This window comes from Pseudomonas cerasi (genome assembly GCF_027983475.1).
Taxonomy (GTDB): Bacteria; Pseudomonadota; Gammaproteobacteria; order Pseudomonadales; family Pseudomonadaceae; genus Aquipseudomonas; species Aquipseudomonas cerasi.
In genome coordinates, this window is sequence record NZ_JAQJVM010000003.1 from 1,056,765 (window position 1) to 1,073,410 (window position 16,646).

Annotated in this window: 12 protein-coding genes and 1 pseudogene; 11 read left to right on the forward strand and 2 right to left on the reverse strand. The window is 60.8% G+C overall.

What is annotated here, in order from left to right; translation table 11 throughout:
* Window positions 1-19 precede the first annotated feature (19 nt).
* From PI739_RS20280 to PI739_RS20315, 8 genes are all read left to right on the forward strand, one after another.
* Window positions 20-1,651 (forward strand): ABC transporter substrate-binding protein, encoded by a 1,632-nt coding sequence (locus PI739_RS20280; RefSeq protein WP_248694494.1) that lies wholly within the window; start codon window positions 20-22, stop codon window positions 1,649-1,651.
* Window positions 1,648-2,598, forward strand: a complete 951-nt coding sequence (locus PI739_RS20285; RefSeq protein WP_003364415.1) for an ABC transporter permease — start codon at window positions 1,648-1,650, stop codon at window positions 2,596-2,598. Before PI739_RS20280 ends, PI739_RS20285 begins: the two co-directional genes overlap by 4 nt.
* Before the next feature lie 4 nt (window positions 2,599-2,602).
* Window positions 2,603-3,535 carry an ABC transporter permease gene (locus tag PI739_RS20290; protein WP_004413727.1) on the forward strand — a complete coding sequence of 311 codons (933 nt, stop codon included), beginning with the start codon at window positions 2,603-2,605 and terminating at the stop codon, window positions 3,533-3,535.
* Window positions 3,532-5,175 carry a dipeptide ABC transporter ATP-binding protein gene (locus PI739_RS20295; protein ID WP_122267302.1) on the forward strand — a complete coding sequence of 548 codons (1,644 nt, stop codon included), beginning with the start codon at window positions 3,532-3,534 and terminating at the stop codon, window positions 5,173-5,175. The genes PI739_RS20290 and PI739_RS20295 overlap by 4 nt, the downstream gene beginning before the upstream one ends.
* Before the next feature lie 243 nt (window positions 5,176-5,418).
* Window positions 5,419-6,291: an ectoine/hydroxyectoine ABC transporter substrate-binding protein EhuB gene (gene ehuB / locus PI739_RS20300; RefSeq protein WP_074806165.1), complete on the forward strand. Its 873-nt coding sequence runs from the start codon at window positions 5,419-5,421 to the stop codon at window positions 6,289-6,291.
* A 57-nt stretch (window positions 6,292-6,348) separates the two neighbouring features.
* Entirely contained in the window at window positions 6,349-7,026 is a 678-nt protein-coding gene (gene ehuC / locus PI739_RS20305; RefSeq protein WP_003383635.1) for an ectoine/hydroxyectoine ABC transporter permease subunit EhuC, read from the forward strand.
* 3 nt (window positions 7,027-7,029) lie between these two features.
* Window positions 7,030-7,680, forward strand: coding sequence for an ectoine/hydroxyectoine ABC transporter permease subunit EhuD (gene ehuD / locus PI739_RS20310; protein ID WP_004413732.1), 651 nt, complete (start codon window positions 7,030-7,032; stop codon window positions 7,678-7,680).
* Window positions 7,673-8,470, forward strand: a complete 798-nt coding sequence (locus tag PI739_RS20315; protein WP_248670660.1) for an amino acid ABC transporter ATP-binding protein — start codon at window positions 7,673-7,675, stop codon at window positions 8,468-8,470. The genes ehuD and PI739_RS20315 overlap by 8 nt, the downstream gene beginning before the upstream one ends.
* Window positions 8,471-8,537: 67 nt before the next feature.
* Here PI739_RS20315 and PI739_RS24970 read toward each other — a convergent pair whose 3' ends face one another.
* Together PI739_RS24970 and PI739_RS24975 are read right to left on the reverse strand one after the other, a co-directional pair.
* Window positions 8,538-9,410 (reverse strand): methyl-accepting chemotaxis protein, encoded by an 873-nt coding sequence (locus PI739_RS24970; RefSeq protein ID WP_371857176.1) that lies wholly within the window; start codon window positions 9,408-9,410, stop codon window positions 8,538-8,540.
* A 33-nt stretch (window positions 9,411-9,443) separates the two neighbouring features.
* A pseudogene (locus tag PI739_RS24975) lies at window positions 9,444-10,466 on the reverse strand (methyl-accepting chemotaxis protein); the annotation flags it as partial.
* 317 nt (window positions 10,467-10,783) lie between these two features.
* On the opposite strand from PI739_RS24975, the gene mexE reads away from it, so the two are divergent.
* From mexE to PI739_RS20335, 3 genes are read left to right on the forward strand one after another with little or no spacing between them, the layout of a single operon-like run.
* Window positions 10,784-12,025, forward strand: coding sequence for a multidrug efflux RND transporter periplasmic adaptor subunit MexE (gene mexE, locus PI739_RS20325; protein ID WP_004413738.1), 1,242 nt, complete (start codon window positions 10,784-10,786; stop codon window positions 12,023-12,025).
* A gap of 12 nt (window positions 12,026-12,037) precedes the next feature.
* Window positions 12,038-15,229 carry an efflux RND transporter permease subunit gene (locus PI739_RS20330; RefSeq protein WP_024663676.1) on the forward strand — a complete coding sequence of 1,064 codons (3,192 nt, stop codon included), beginning with the start codon at window positions 12,038-12,040 and terminating at the stop codon, window positions 15,227-15,229.
* Window positions 15,229-16,626, forward strand: coding sequence for an efflux transporter outer membrane subunit (locus PI739_RS20335; protein ID WP_003364436.1), 1,398 nt, complete (start codon window positions 15,229-15,231; stop codon window positions 16,624-16,626). The genes PI739_RS20330 and PI739_RS20335 overlap by 1 nt, the downstream gene beginning before the upstream one ends.
* The last annotated feature ends 20 nt before the right edge of the window (window positions 16,627-16,646 follow it).

Consider the following 16,646-nt stretch of genomic DNA (forward strand, 5'->3'; position numbering starts at 1 on the left):
CCCCCCGGAGCGCAGTGCGATGACTGGGCGCACGTTCCTCCCGCGCCTGCTGCTCGCCGCCTTCACAGCCATTACCCTGCTCGGCTGCTCACCCTCCAGCCCGGACGGCCAGGCAGCCAAAACCCTCAAAGTGGCGTTCTTCAGAGACAACACCACGCTGGTCAGCCTTGACCCCTTTCAGGTGTACTGGCTGGAGCATCGGGTGGTGCTGCGCAATATTGCCGAGTCCCTGACCGATCAGGACCCGCAGACCGGCAAGATCATTCCCTGGCTGGCAGAACGCTGGGAAGTCAGTGACAACGCGCTGGAATATACCTTTCACTTGCGCAAGGACGTGACCTTCAGCAACGGCACACGTTTCGACGCTCAAGCGGTGAAGACGGCCTACGACGCGGACAAGTCGTTCGCCGCACAACTGCCAGCCACCTTCGGCGCCACTTACCTCAAAGGTTACGACCACGCCGAGGTACTGGACGACTTCACCATCAAACTGGTGCTGGCCCAACCCAACGCGGGCTTCCTGCAAGCCACCTCCACCACCAATCTCGCCATTCTTGCTCCAGAGTCCTACGCACTCAGCGTCAAGGAGCGTTCGTTGGGCGCGATCATTGGCACCGGGCCATTCGTGCTGGAGCGCTACACGCCTGAAAGCGGTTTGCGCCTGATCAAACGCAAGGGCTATGCCTGGCCATCGGCCAATGCGCAGAACAAGGGCGAGGCGCATCTGGATGCGGTCGAGGTCAGCTACGTGCCGGAAGAAAGCGTCCGTAACGGCCAGTTCGTTCAGGGGCAGGTGGACATCCTCTGGCCGCGCAATCCGTTCTCCGAGGTGGACCTCAACCTGTTCAAGTCCAGGGGCGCGACCATTCAGAGCCGTTCGCTGCCAGGACCTGCGCTGAACCTGTACCCCAACACGCGTGGCAATCGCATTCTTGCCGACCGCAACGTGCGCCTGGCCCTGCAAAAGGCAATCGACCGCAAGACCTACGCAGCCACCGTTTACAACCCGCAATTCCCGGTGGTCTCCGGCATCTACGACGTCACCACGCCGTTTTATAAAAGCCAGGCCGACAAACTGACCTACGACCCTCAAGGTGCAGAGCGCCTGCTCGACGCTGCGGGCTGGCAGAAAAACGCCGACGGCTATCGTTATAAGGAAGGCAAGCGCCTGAAGCTGGCCTACAACCTGTCCCCCGCCGAAACCGCTGGTGATGTGCTGATTCAGGATCAACTGCGCAAGGTGGGTATCGAGCTCAAGCTTAACGTGGTGACCACCGCCGAGTGGGCTGCGGCCAATGCGGCAGGCAATTATGACCTGACGTCCACCTACATGACCCGCGCCGACCCGATCATTCTGCAGACCATCATCGACCCGCGCAGTGCCAACAGCTCGACGCTGGCGACCAACCTTTACGCGCCGGAAACGCTGCCCAAGGCCCTTGAGCTGTTCGACGCAGGACTGACAGCCACGCAAAGCGAACAGCGCGCCAGGGCTTATGGCGAGTTGCAGGACCTGCTGGTCGACGAGGGCTCGGCGATCCCGGTTTACGAGCGCGTCTGGCAAGCCGCCACGGCGAAAAACGTACGCAATTTCCACTGGACGGCGGAAGGCTTTGCGCTGTTCAACGACATCGAGTTGGCAACGCCATGAGTCGCTATATCCTCAGTCGGATCGCGCAAGCGCTACTGGTACTTTGGGGTGCCTACAGCGTCACCTATTTCATTCTTTACCTGCTGCCCGGCGACAGCCTGTCGATCATGCTCAGCGCCTCGGGTGTCGAAATCGACTCCCTGTCCGCGCAGGACCTCGCCAAGGCCAAGCTCTATTACGGACTGGACCGCGGCATCTTCGAGCAATACGTCGATTTGCTGTGGGGAGCGTTACATGGCGACTTCGGCAATTCGCTGACGCTCAACCGCCCGGTTTCGGAATTACTGATCGAGCGTCTGCCACAAACCCTGAGCCTTGCGGGGCTGGCCATTGTTCTGTCACTGATCGGCGGGACAGGTCTGGCGTATCTCACCGCCTACGTACGCTGGCAGCCCTTGAAAGTCGCCTTGTCACGCCTGCCGTCGCTGGGCTTCTCGGTGCCGGTCTTCTGGATGGGCCTGCTGTTCATTCAACTGTTCGCGTTCACTCTTGGCTGGTTCCCGGCGACCGGCAATCAGGGATTCTCCAGCCTTATATTGCCCGCCGTCACGCTGGCGATCCCCAGCGCCGCGGTGTACGCCCAGGTCCTGCAACGTGGCTTTCAGGGCGTCTGGAAAGAGCCCTACATCATCACCGCTTATGCCAAGGGCCTGACTCGCGCGCAGGTTCAGGCCCGCCATGCGTTCAAGAATGCTGCCCTGCCGCTGCTCACACTGATCGGCCTGCAGGTCGGCAACACCGTGTCCGGCGCAGTGCTGGTGGAAACCATTTTCGCCCGCTCCGGGGTCGGTCGACTTGCCCAGGAAGCCGTTTTGCGCCAGGACATCCCGGTGGTACTGGCCATCGTTGCGGTCTCTGCAGCTGCGTTCGTCGTGGTCAATCTGATCGTTGACCTGCTGTACCCCGCGCTGGATCCGCGCATCGCCCACACGCCAAAGGTCTCCTGACGCCATGACTATCTTCGACAACCGCCTTGCGTGCCTGACCCGCCTTGTTGATCCCAGTCAAAACCTTCCCGGCAAAAACGCACCTGCCGCGCAGTGGCAGCGACGCAGCAGCCTGAGTCGCGCCGTGGAGGCCGCCAGGCCCCTGCTGCGCCGCCCGGGGTTTCTGCTCGCTGTGGCAATGGTCGCCTTTGCGCTGCTGGCCGCGCTGGCACCCAATCTGCTGAGCAACTACGCACCTTATGCCACCTCGCCTGCCGACAAGCTCGCCGCCCCGAATGCCGCGCACTGGTTTGGCACCGACGAGCTGGGCCGTGATCTTTATACCCGCGTGGTGCATGGATCGAGCCTGTCGGTACAGGCCGCATTGCTGGCGGTGGGCATCGCCATGGCCGGTGGCCTGAGCCTGGGGGTGATTTCCGGTTTCGCAGGCGGGCGCATCGATGCAGTGATCATGCGTCTGATCGATGTATTGCTGGCCCTGCCCGGCTTGCTACTGGCGCTGGCGATTGTCACCGCCATCGGGTTCGGCACCCTTCCGGTGGCCATTGCGGTCGGTGTAGGGATCATCCCCGGATTCGCGCGCACCACCCGCGCCGAAGTATTGCGCGTCAAGACCCTGCCTTACGTCGAGGCCGCGCGGCTGGGCGGTGCAAGCTGGACGCGAACCCTGCTGCGCCACATCCTGCCGAACGCCTGGGGCCCGGTGGCGGTGCTGGCAACTTTGGACTTCGGCGCGGCGATTCTGGCGACTGCCGGGCTGAGTTTTCTGGGTTTCGGCGCCGAACCACCGGCCGCCGAGTGGGGCACGCTGATTGCCAACGGCCGCCATTTTCTGATGACTGCACCTTGGGTGTCGCTGTTGCCGGGCCTGTTCGTGGTTGGCGTAGTGTTCAGCTTCAACCACATCGCCCGCACTCTAGAAGAGACTCAACGATGACCGATACCGCTCAACTGATCGACATTCGTCATCTGAGTGTCGCCTACCGCTTCGACGGCCAGATCAACCTAGCCGTGCGCAACGTGTCCTTTCAGGTCGCCCGAGGTGAAACTGTGGCGATTGTCGGCGAATCCGGCTCCGGCAAGTCGACGATGGCCAACGCCATACTCGGCCTGTTGCCGGACAATGCCGCCATTACCGGCGGCGAGCTGCACGTCGATGGACACGATCTTGGCCATGCCGGCGAACGCGAGAAACGGCGAATTCGCGGCAGCACCATCGGCCTGGTGCCCCAGGACCCGATGGTCGGCCTCAACCCTACCCTGCGCATCGGGCGACAAATCGCTGAAGCACTGATTCAGGCCCACGGCCGGCGTTACCCGGCAGTGGATGCCGATGTGCTGGAGTTGCTGCAGCAGGTCGGTCTGGACAGGCCGGTATTGCGCGCCCGCCAGTATCCGCACGAACTGTCCGGTGGCATGCGTCAGCGCGTGCTGATCGCCATCGCGTTGGCGGGCAATCCTCGCCTGATCATCGCCGACGAGCCCACCAGCGCGCTGGACGTGACGGTACAACGCAAGATCCTTGATCATCTGCAACGTCTGGTGGCCGAGCGTGGTATTTCCCTGGTGATCATCACCCACGATCTGGGCGTGGCGGCCGACCGGGCCGATCGAGTGCTGGTGATGAACAAAGGCGAACTGGTCGAACAAGGCCCTCCGCAACAGATACTCATCGCGCCTCGCCATGTCTATACCCGCGCACTGATCGCCGCAGCACCGGCTTTCGGCCAGCGCAAGAGCCCGGCAACAGTGCGACCGGTCGCGAGCAGCGACACACCTCTGCTGACCCTGAGCAACATCGGCAAGACCTATCGTCTGCCCTACGTGAAAGGCGAAGACGCCGACTTCCAGGCGCTGCAAGACGTCAACTTCAAGGTGTATCCCGGCCAGACCCTGGCCATCGTCGGCGAGTCCGGCTCTGGTAAAAGTACTGTGTTGCGCATCGCACTGGGTCTGGAAAAACCCACCCACGGACGAGTGCAGCTGGACGGCCAGGATGTCACCGACCTGGGCTGGCGCGAATTCAGACCGCTGCGGCGGCGTATCCAGTTAGTGCAGCAAAACCCGTTCGCGGCCCTTGACCCACGCTTCACGTTATTCGAAAGCATCGTCGAACCCCTGGTCTCGTTCGGCCTGCTCAAAGGCCGCGAACTGGAGCAGGCCGCACGCCGGTTGATAGAGCGAGTGCAGTTGCCCTTGGCCTATCTGGACCGCCTGCCCCGCGAGCTTTCCGGTGGCCAGCGTCAGCGGATTGCCATTGCCAGAGCGCTGGCCCTGCAGCCCGATCTGCTGCTGCTCGATGAGCCGGTTTCGGCACTGGACGTGTCGGTGCAGGCGCAGATTCTCGACTTGCTGGTCGAGCTGCAAGCCGAATCGGGCATCGCCTACGTGCTGGTGTCCCACGACCTTGCAGTGGTCGCCAGCGTTGCCCATCAGGTACTGGTGCTCAAGCATGGCAAGACCGTCGAGCAGGGTCTGGCCGAGGATGTTTTTGCCAGGCCTGAAGCGGCTTACACCCAGGAGTTGATTGCCGCGATACCTGGCCGGCGTCTGGAGTTACAAACAGGGACGCACTGACAAATACCTGGGCTTGCATCAATGGGTCGCACGACGTTTGAAACCCATGGCCTCGGCGACTGCGTATATGCATATTCCTTATCGATATTTAAATTATCTTTTTAATAGCTATAGAGTTTCGTCTTATGCACCAAACGTTGCCGAAGCAGGATGCAGGCAAGACCAGGCTACCTTGCGCACCTGACTCGCATGTTCAGGCCGCATCAGCAACAAGCCCCCATCCCCCTACTTCGAGCACCCGCAATGAAAGGCATCAACCCCCTGTCGTTCCCAGCCCTGATGGGTTTAGCGCTGCTGCTGAATGCCGTCGTTTCATTCCCTGCCCTGGCCGGACTGCTGGAAAAAGGCCGCACTGACGGCCTGACCGCTGGCATCGCCAATGAACAGCCCTATGCCTACATCGGCACCGATGGCAAAGCCACCGGGGCCAACGTCGAGATACTGCGGGCGATTCTCGAACCGCTGGGCATCAAGCAGATCGAGACGCCTATCACTGACTTCGGTTCGCTGGTGCCGGGTCTGGCAGCAGGTCGTTTCGACTTGATCGGTGCAGGCCTGTTCATCAATCCGAATCGCTGCAAGGTCATCGCGTTCTCCAACCCGGTGACGCGATCCGGCGGTGCGTTCATTGTCAAAACCGGCAACCCGCTGAACCTGCACAGCCTCAAGGACGTCGCCAGCAACGCCAAGGTGCGCCTGGCCACTCAACCTGGCAGCAATCAGGTTCAGGAAGCCAAAGACAGCGGTATCGCCAACGGCAACGTGGTGTTGTTCGACAAGGACACCGAGGCATTGGCCGCCTTGCAGGCGGGTCGCGTGGACGTGGTGTATTTCCCGGACGCCGAAGTTATCAGTCTGATCAAGAAAGCCAACAGTCCGGACATCGAGCGCGCCTTGCCTTTCGAGCAGATTCCGGACGCCAGTGGCAAACCGGGCTGGAATTACCACGCCTACGGCCTGCCAAAAAACGATCCGGCCTTCGAACAGGCCTTCAACGAACAACTGGCCAAACTCCGGGCGTCGGGCGAGCTGCTGAAAATCCTGCAGAAGTACGGCTATACCGAAAACGAACTGGCTGACCCGGCCATCACCGCAGCCCAACGCTGCAACCCATGATCTGCCCCGCCCCGCAAGGGCGCGCAGTAAACGGCCCTGACCCACACGAGTACGGCCATGCCTGTTGATGCTGCAACACTGGAAACCGCAGGTTTCATTGCCAGACAACTGGCCCACGGCGCCTGGATCACCCTGCAGATCACCGTGCTTGCCGAACTGCTGGTACTGGTGCTCTCGTTTGTAATCGCCCTGATGCGCCTGTCGCCATTCCGGGCGTTACGCTGGTTCGCCACGGTGTATGTCGAGGTGCTGCGTGGCATCTCGGCATTGGTGCTGCTGTTTTACCTGTTCTTCATTCTGCCGCTGTTCGGCATCCGCCTGTCCCCCATGACCACCGGCGTGCTGGGGCTGGGCCTGACGTTTTCGGCGTATGGCGCGGAAATCATTCGTTCGGCATTGATCAACGTCAGCCAGGGTCAACGTGACGCTGTGCGTGCGCTGGACTTCGGGCCGATAAGCGCGTTTCGGCGAATCATTCTGCCGCAGGCCCTGCCGTTTATGATCCCGCCGATGGGTAATCAATTGGTCGAGCTGCTGAAAACCACGTCACTGGTCTCACTCATCACCCTCACCGACCTGACCTTTACCGGCAGTCAATTGATCACCACGCTGGGCCAGCAAACGCTGATCTGGAGCATCGTGCTGGTGTGCTATTTCGTGATGGCCTGGCCATTGAGCTGGCTGGTCAAGCGTTATGAGCAGCACGCCACCGCGTGGCGCACGGCCAGGGGATGAACGATGGAGTTTGATATCGCATTCGTCTGGTCGATTCTGCCGGAGCTGTTTCAGGGCTTGCTGGTGACCGTGCAGGTCGTGGTGCTGGGGTTCCTGCTCGCGGTTTTGCTCGGTCTGATCCTGGCCCTGACACTGCGCTCGCAGATAACCATCGTGCATCGCCTGAGCAAAGGCTACCTGAGCTTTTTCCGTAATACGCCGTTGATGGTCCAGTTGTATGTGCTGTTCTTCGCGCTGCCGCTGGCGGGCATCACCTTCCCGGCGATCACCACCGGTGTGATAGGTCTTGGCTGCTATTACGCGGCCTATATCGCCGAAGCGTATCGCGGTGCCATTGACGACATCCCGGCCGGACAGTGGGAAGCCGCACGCGCCCTTGATTTCAATCGTGGCGACACCTGGCGGCGCATCATCCTGCCGCAGGCGTTGAAACCCATGCTGCCGGTGCTCGGCAATTACCTGATCGGCATGTTCAAGGAAACGCCGCTTCTGGCGGTGATCACCATCCCTGAACTGTTTCAGGCTGCCAAGCAGGTCGCCGGCATGACCTATCGTTACAACGAACCGTACACAGTGATGGCGCTGATGTTTCTGGCGATCAGTGTGCCGACCTCGTTGCTGTTCAAATACCTGGAAAGGCGCAGCCATGTCTGATCTCGCACACACCGCAACCCCACCCGTCACCACTGCGCAGATACAGCTGAAACACGTGGTCAAGGACTTCGGCCGCAACCGGATCATCGACCATCTGAACCTGAGCATTCCTCAAGGTCAGAAAGTCGCCTTGATCGGCCCCAGTGGCTCGGGTAAATCAACGGTATTGCGCCTCATCAAGGGGCTGGAAAACTATCAGCAAGGCAGCATAGAAGTCGCAGGCGAAGCAGTGCCCGCGCGCACATCCGGATGGCACTGGCCTGGCGCACGCAAGGCTCCGGTGGAACATCGGGTAGGCATGGTGTTCCAGCAGTTCAATCTGTTCCCACACCTCACCGTGCAGGAAAATGTCACCGAAGCATCGCTACGGGTACTCAGGCTGCCTCGCGAAGAGGCCCTTGAACGCGCGCATCAATACCTCGGGCTGGTCGGGCTCGCTCACAAGGCCGATGCCTATCCGAGCCAGCTCTCCGGTGGTCAGCAACAACGTGTAGCGATTGCCAGAGCACTGGCCATGCGTCCGCAGGTCATGTTGTTCGATGAAGTCACGTCAGCGCTCGACCCTGAGCTGGTCGGCGAGGTACTGGCGGTAATTCGCTCGATTGCCCACGAGTTTCAGATGACCATGTTACTGGTGACCCACGAGATGAAATTCGCTCAGGACATCGCTGACCGGGTGCTGTTCATGGAGGGCGGGCGCATCGTGGCGGACGGCACCCCGAGCGAAATTCTGCTGAATCCGCAAAACGAGCGGACTCGAAGGTTTCTGCAGAGGGTGGAGCAGCGCTGATTGCCAGCGCCGCTCTTTTTACAGGATGAGACTTTTGGGCCTCGCGACTTTTTGAAAGTGGCTGCAATCAGATCCGGAAGCGCGCAACCATGCCTTGCAGGTTGCTGCCCAGGCGCGCCAGCTCCACGGTAGACGCTGCGCTTTGTTCGGTGGCCGTAGCCGACTGGTCGGCGATGTCCCGTACGCTGATGACACTGCGATTGATTTCGTCGGTGACGGCGCTCTGCTCTTCAGCGGCAGCAGAAATCTGTTGGCTCATCTGTTCGATGGTCACAATCGAATGAGTGATTTCAAGCAACGATTCTTCGGCCTGCCGCGCCAGCGCCACGGTGCCTTCGGTACGTTGACGGCTGGCATTCATCAGATCCGATGCCGCGCCGGTGCCATCCTGCAAGGACTTTATCAGCGCCTCGATTTCAGTCGTGGATGACTGTGTACGCTGAGCCAGCGAGCGCACCTCATCGGCCACCACGGCAAAGCCGCGCCCCTGCTCACCCGCACGTGCGGCTTCGATCGCCGCGTTGAGGGCCAACAGGTTGGTTTGTTCCGCGACCGCCTTGATCACATCAATGACACCGCCGATCTTGTCACTGTCCTGAATCAGGCGCTGCATGGCCTCGCCCAGTTGCCCCACTTCACCGGCAAGCTGGCTGATTTCACGCGTGGCGTTTTGCACCACACTGCTGCCGTGGGTTGCGCGGTCACTGGCCTGTCTGGCGGCCTGCGATGCATCTTCAGTGTTCTGCGCCACTTCCTGAACGGTGGACGCCATTTGGTTCATGGCGGTCGCCACCTGGTCGACTTCCAGTTTCTGCTGAGTAACGCCCGCGCTGGTCTGTTCGCTGACGGCTGAAAGCTCCTCGGCCGCCGTGGCGATCTGTGTCACACCATTGCTGATACCGCCAATCAGGGTACGCAGCGATACGGTCATGTGTTGCATGGTGTTTTGCAGCAGGCCCAGCTCATCCTGGCGAGTGGTGCTGAGGTCATTGGTCAAATCGCCGTCGGCAATTCGACGCGCAGCGATCACCGTGGAATCGAGCGGACGGGTAATCTGACGGGTAATCAGAATCGCCGCGAAGATGCCCAGCAGCAATACGATCACCGCCACCGTGAGCAACTGGGTTACGGCGCTGTCTTTTTCTTTATTGGCACTGACTACCTGGCCCGCCATCAGCTTTTCGGTACTGGTGACGACGTCCATTGACTGCTGGCGAAGGCTGTCGCGAATCTGATCGTTCTGTTGCATCAGTTGCGAGATGGAGACCATCAACGACTTGTACTGTTGCAGCGCCGCGAGCGCCTCATCCACCGCCGGGCCGGCCTTGTTCGGCAATTGGTTGCGCGCACTGCTCACCTGAGCGATCAGTGAGTCGGCAGCATCGAAGGTGATCTGCCTGTTTTCAGCGGTCGGGATACTGATATAACGGCGAAACACCAAGCGAAAATTGGTCATGCCATTGCGCAGGTCGCCAGCAATCTTTACCTGGTCGATACCGCTTTGATCCAGCGAGCGGGAAACGTCGTCCAAGGTCTTTTGCAGGAGTGTCTCAAAGCTTCCGCTCACTTGTTCGGAAATGGTGATCAGCGGCTGCATGGCCTGATCAATTTGCCGATTGTTATCGACCAATTGACTGAACGTTTGTCTCAAGCCACCCGCCTGATCGCGAATACCTCTGAGGATATCGGCGTTGGCCGGAACGGTCAGAATCTTCAGGCCTTCCTCGATGGTCTTGCCCAGATTGTCCAGGGCGGCCGTGTAGCCCTGCGAATTACTCGCGTCAGGCTTGGCGGTATAGGCCTGCGCAGCGATCCTGAGGCTCAGCGCATCGGCCTTCACCTCAGAAACCCTGGCTGCCTTGCCCAGCCGCTCGATCAGCAGGTTGGTGCTGAGGTAACCGATCGCGGTGACCGTCATCACACCCAGCAGTATCAGACCGAAGCCTACACTCAGCTTTTTGCTGACCTTCAAATTGTCCAGCCATGTCGACTTCATCAAACTTTTCCTCGGGATTTATCGCAATAACCAAGGATCGACTGGTCGCTGGCGAACTTGATAGCCGCGGCGATTGCAAAGATTGATCGAAGAGATAGCAATATGACATGAGCTTTTTTGGCTCACCATAAGGTGAGCATTCTCAGCCCCGAATGCCTGACCGCCATCCACCCTGCGGGTCACCCGACTGCAGGTTTTCGAAGACCTATGGGTACTCATCATTGCCAGTGATAGTAACCTTCGGTTTATTCGATTCGTTAATAACACCCCGTGCGCAACAGAATCCGCCCCATTCTTCACTATTGGCGGAACTTCCCATGCACCAGACAATCAGCCATCTGCGCTACCCTCTCACCGCCCTCGCCTTGATCGTCATCAGTGCCTGCGGCCGTGCGCCGGAAGCCACCAGTGCGCCTGGCGCAGCCAAAGTCAGTGTGGCCAAGGTACTGGAACAGCCAGTCAACGAGTGGGATGAATTTACCGGTCGTCTCGAAGCACCTGAAACGGTCGAAGTTCGCCCAAGGGTCTCCGGTCAGATCGACCAGGTAGCCTTCACCGACGGCTCGCTGGTCAAGAAAGGTGACCTGCTGTTCCAGATCGACCCTCGCCCTTTCCAGTCGGAAGTCCGCCGTCTCGAAGCCCAGTTGCAACAGGCCCGCGCAGTCGCTTCGCGCAGTGACAGCGAAGCCCAGCGTGGCGAGCGTCTGCGCAGCAACAATGCGATTTCCGCCGAGCTGGCCGAATCGCGTACCACCTCGGCGCAGGAAGCCAAGGCCGGTGTCGCGGCCATTCAGGCGCAACTGGACCTGGCTAGACTGAACCTCAGTTTCACCCGTGTCACCGCACCGATTTCAGGCCGCGTAAGTCGTGCCGAAATCACCGCCGGCAACATTGTCACCGCCGATGTCACTGCCCTGACCAGCGTGGTTTCCACCGACAAGGTCTACGCCTACTTCGACGCAGACGAGCGCGTGTTCCTCAAGTACACCGAACTGGCCCGCAAAGGCCAGCGCGGTCAGAGCACGCCGGTGTATCTGGGGCTGTCCAACGAACCCGGCAACCCGCATCTGGGCCAGATGAACTTTGTCGACAATCAGGTCAACCCGAGGACCGGCACCATTCGTGGCCGCGCCGTGTTCGATAACGCCGACGGTGCGTTCACTCCCGGCCTGTATGCGCGCCTGAAACTGGTGGGCAGCGGCACTTACTCGGCCGTGCTGATCAATGACGAAGCAGTGGGCACCGACCTGGGCAAGAAGTTTGTGCTGGTCATGGACAAGGACAACAAGCCTGCCTACCGGGCTGTCGAGCTGGGGCCGAAAATCGAAGGCCTGCGCATTGTGCGCAATGGCCTGGGCAAGGATGACACCATCGTCGTCAAAGGCTTGCAGCGCGTACGTCCCGGCCAGCCTGTAGACCCTGAAGTCACTCCGATGGCCAGCGCCGACACCCTCGCCGCACTGCTCAAACAACGCCAGGCCCTTGAAGCCAGCAACCTGCCACAAGTGGCGCCCAAAGCGGCCGTCAAAATCGCCAGCGCTGCCGCGCCGCGCGGCTAAGGGACTCGTCCGATGAACTTCTCCAAATTCTTTATTTCACGGCCGATCTTCGCCGCAGTGTTGTCGCTGCTGATCCTGATCGCCGGTGCCATCTCGCTGTTCCAGCTGCCGATCAGTGAATACCCGGAAGTCGTGCCGCCAACCGTGGTGGTACGCGCCAACTTCCCCGGCGCCAACCCCAAGGTGATCGGCGAAACCGTGGCCTCGCCACTGGAACAGGCAATTACCGGTGTCGAAGGCATGCTCTATATGTCTTCGCAGGCCACTGCCGATGGCAAGCTGACCCTCACCATCACCTTTGCACTGGGTACTGACCTGGACAATGCGCAGGTGCAGGTGCAGAACCGCGTGACCCGCAGCGAGCCGAAGCTGCCTGAAGAAGTGACACGCATCGGCATCACCGTGGACAAGGCCTCCCCCGACCTGACCATGGTTGTGCACCTGACCTCGCCGGACAAACGCTACGACATGCTGTACCTGTCCAACTACGCCGTGCTCAACATCAAGGATGAGCTGGCGCGACTGGGCGGCGTCGGTGATGTGCAGCTGTTCGGCATGGGCGATTATTCGCTGCGGGTCTGGCTCGACCCGAACAAGACCGCCTCACGCAACCTGACCGCCACTGATGTGGTCAATGCGATTCGCGAACAGAACCGTCAGGTAGCCGCTGGTCAGCTGGGCTCCCCGCCCTCGCCGAATGCCACCAGCTTTCAGATGTCGATCAACACCCAGGGCCGCCTGGTCAGTGAGGAGGAGTTCGAAAACGTGGTCGTGCGCGCCGGTGCCGATGGCGAAATCACTCGCCTCAAGGACATTGCACGCATCGAACTGGGCTCCAGCCAGTATGCGCTGCGCTCGTTGCTGAATAATCAGCCTGCGGTAGCGATCCCGATCTTCCAGCGTCCCGGCTCCAACGCCATCGACATCTCCAACGATGTACGGGCACGAATGGCCGAGCTCAAGCAAAGCTTCCCGGAAGGCATGGACTACAGCATCGTCTATGACCCGACGATCTTCGTCCGCGGTTCCATCGAGGCGGTGATTCACACGCTGTTCGAAGCACTGATACTGGTCGTGCTGGTGGTGATCCTGTTCCTGCAGACCTGGCGCGCATCGATCATTCCGCTGGTGGCCGTACCGGTCTCGCTGATCGGCACCTTTGCGGTCATGCACATGTTCGGTTTCTCGCTGAACGCGCTGTCCTTGTTCGGTTTGGTACTGGCGATCGGTATCGTGGTCGACGATGCCATCGTGGTAGTGGAGAACGTCGAACGGAACATCGAGCTGGGCCTGGAACCGGTCGCTGCCACGCACAAGGCCATGGCTGAAGTAACAGGGCCGATCATCGCGACGGCGCTGGTGCTGTGCGCCGTGTTCGTGCCTGCGGCATTCATCTCCGGACTCAGCGGTCAGTTCTATAAGCAGTTCGCGCTGACCATCGCCATTTCGACGGTCATTTCCGCCTTCAACTCGCTGACTCTGTCGCCTGCACTGGCGGCGGTATTGCTCAAAGGTCATGACGCGCCCAAGGATCGCTTCTCGCGCTTCCTCGACAGAATGCTCGGCAGCTGGCTGTTCCGCCCGTTCAACCGCTTTTTCGAGAAAGCCAGCCACGGCTATGTCGGCACCGTTGCCAGGGTCATTCGCAGCAGCGGCATTGCCTTGCTGGTTTACGCGGGCCTGATGGTTTTGACCTGGATGGGCTTTGCCAGCACACCGACCGGTTTCGTCCCGAGCCAGGACAAGCAATACCTGGTCGCATTTGCCCAGTTGCCGGACGCCGCGAGCCTGGACCGCACCGAGGATGTCATCAAACGCATGTCGGAGCTGGCCCTCAAGCAGCCTGGCGTGCAGGACGCCATTGCCTTCCCGGGTCTGTCGATCAACGGCTTCACCAACAGCCCGAATAACGGCGTGGTGTTCGTGACCCTCAAGCCGTTCGACGAGCGCAAGGACCCGAGCCTCTCGGCCAACGCGATTGCCGGCGCGCTGAACGGTCAGTTCGCCTCGATTCAGGAAGCCTACATGGCGATCTTCCCGCCACCACCGGTACAAGGCCTGGGCACCATCGGCGGCTTCCGTCTGCAGATCGAGGACCGTGGCAACCTGGGCTATGACGAGCTGTACAAGGAAACCCAGAACATCATCGCCAAAAGCCGCAGCGTGCCGGAACTGGCCGGGCTGTTTACCAGCTACACGGTGAACGTACCGCAAGTCGATGCCGCGATTGACCGCGAGAAGGCCAAGACCCACGGCGTGGCAGTCAGCGATATTTTCGACACGCTGCAGGTGTATCTGGGGTCGTTGTATGCCAACGACTTCAACCGGTTCGGCCGCACTTATCAGGTCAATGTCCAGGCTGAGCAGCAGTTCCGCCAGGATGCCGACCAGATCGGCCAGCTCAAGGTGCGCAATAACCTGGGCGAGATGATCCCGCTGGCGACCTTCGTCAAGGTCAGCGACACCGCCGGCCCCGACCGCGTCATGCACTACAACGGCTTCATCACTGCTGAAATCAACGGTGCAGCAGCACCAGGCTACAGCTCTGGCCAGGCTCAGGCGGCGGTCGAGAAACTGCTTCGCGAGGAACTGCCCACCGGCATGATCTACGAATGGACCGACCTGACCTATCAGCAGATCCTTTCGGGCAATACCGCGCTGTTCGTGTTCCCGCTCTGTGTGTTGCTGGCGTTTCTGGTACTGGCGGCTCAATACGAAAGCTGGAGCCTGCCGCTGGCGGTGATCCTGATCGTACCGATGACCCTGCTCTCGGCGATTGCCGGGGTGATGATCGCCGGCAGCGACAACAATATCTTCACGCAGATCGGCCTGATCGTACTGGTAGGCCTGGCGTGCAAGAACGCGATTCTGATCGTCGAGTTCGCCAAGGACAAACAGGCCGAAGGGATGAGCCCGCTGGATGCGGTACTGGAAGCATGCCGCCTGCGTCTGCGTCCGATCCTGATGACCTCGTTCGCCTTCATCATGGGGGTCGTGCCGCTGGTGCTGTCCAGCGGCGCGGGTGCCGAGATGCGCCATGCCATGGGTGTCGCGGTGTTCTCCGGGATGCTGGGGGTCACTTTCTTCGGCCTGCTGCTGACGCCGGTGTTCTACGTGCTTATCCGTAATTACGTCGAACGCCAGGAGGCCCGCAAGGCCGCCAGAGCAAACAGCCAGCAAAACCTGCCTGCGGAGATGCATTGATGAGCGCCTACAAAGTCTTCATCCCGAGCCTGCTGGTCATGGCGCTGGCGGCCTGCGCCGTGGGCCCGGACTACCAGGCACCGGTCACGGCGCCAGCCAAACTGGCGTCCGCCGCCCAGGGCAACTATGACCGCAGCAAAGTGGACAGGGTGTGGTGGCAGCAGTTCGAGGATCCGACCCTCAATAAACTGGTGGCCAGGTCACTGGACGGCAACCGCGATCTGCGCGTCGCCTTCGCCCGCCTCAAGTCGGCGCGGGCCATACGCGATGACGTCGCCAACGATGTGATGCCCGTGGTGACCAGTCGCGCCAGCAGTGACATCGGCAAGGGTCAGCAACCCGGCATCACCGAGCGCCGGGTCAACAGCGAGCGCTACGACCTGGGCCTGGACATGGCGTGGGAAGTGGACCTGTTCGGGCGTATTCAGCGCCAACTGGAAGCCAGCGATGCCGATCAGGATGCTGCAGAGGCCAACCTCTATCAGCTTCAGGTCACGCTGATTGCCGAGGTGGTCGACGCCTACGGTCAACTGCGCGGCGCACAGCTGCGTGAAGCCATTGCCCGCGACAACCTGAAAAACCAGCAGAGTTCTCAGGACGTGACTACGCAATTGCGTGATGCGGGCGTGGGCAACGAGCTGGATGTGGTACGTGCAGAGGCACGACTGGCTGCCGTCGAGGCCACCGTTCCACAGTTGCAGGCCGAGCAGGCTCGCCAACGCAATCGTATCGCCACGTTACTGGGCGAGCGCCCGGAAAACCTCAGCGTCGACTTGAGCCCGAGCAAGCTGCCTGCCATCGCCAAGGCCTTGCCGATCGGCGACCCGACGCAAGTGCTGCGCAATCGGCCGGACATCCGTGCAGCCGAGCGACAACTCGCTGCCTCGACCGCACGTATCGGCGTCGCGACTGCCGACCTGTTCCCGAGGGTCAGTCTGAGCGGTTTTCTGGGCTTTACCGCTGGGCGCGGCTCGCAGATCGGTTCGTCAGCGGCCAGAGCCTGGTCGCTGGGGCCGAGCATCACCTGGGCGGCCTTCGATCTGGGCAGTGTCCGGGCGCAGATTCGCAGTGCCGACGCCGACGCCGAGGGCGCACTGGCCAACTACGAGCAGCAGGTACTGCTTGCTCTGGAGGAGTCGGAGAACGCGTTCAGCGATTACGACAAACGCCAGCAGCGGCTGGTCTCGCTGATGCGCCAGAGCGATGCGAGTCGCTCGGCGGCCAGGCTGGCCTCGGTGCAATATCGAGAAGGCACGGCGGACTTCCTGGTCCTGCTGGATGCCGAGCGCGAACGTCTGGCAGCCGAGGATGCTCAGGCGCAGGCAGAAATCGAGCTGTACCGTGGCATCGTGGCCATTTACAAGGCACTGGGTGGCGGCTGGCAACCTCAGGCCTGAACCTGAAAAACCGGTAAAAA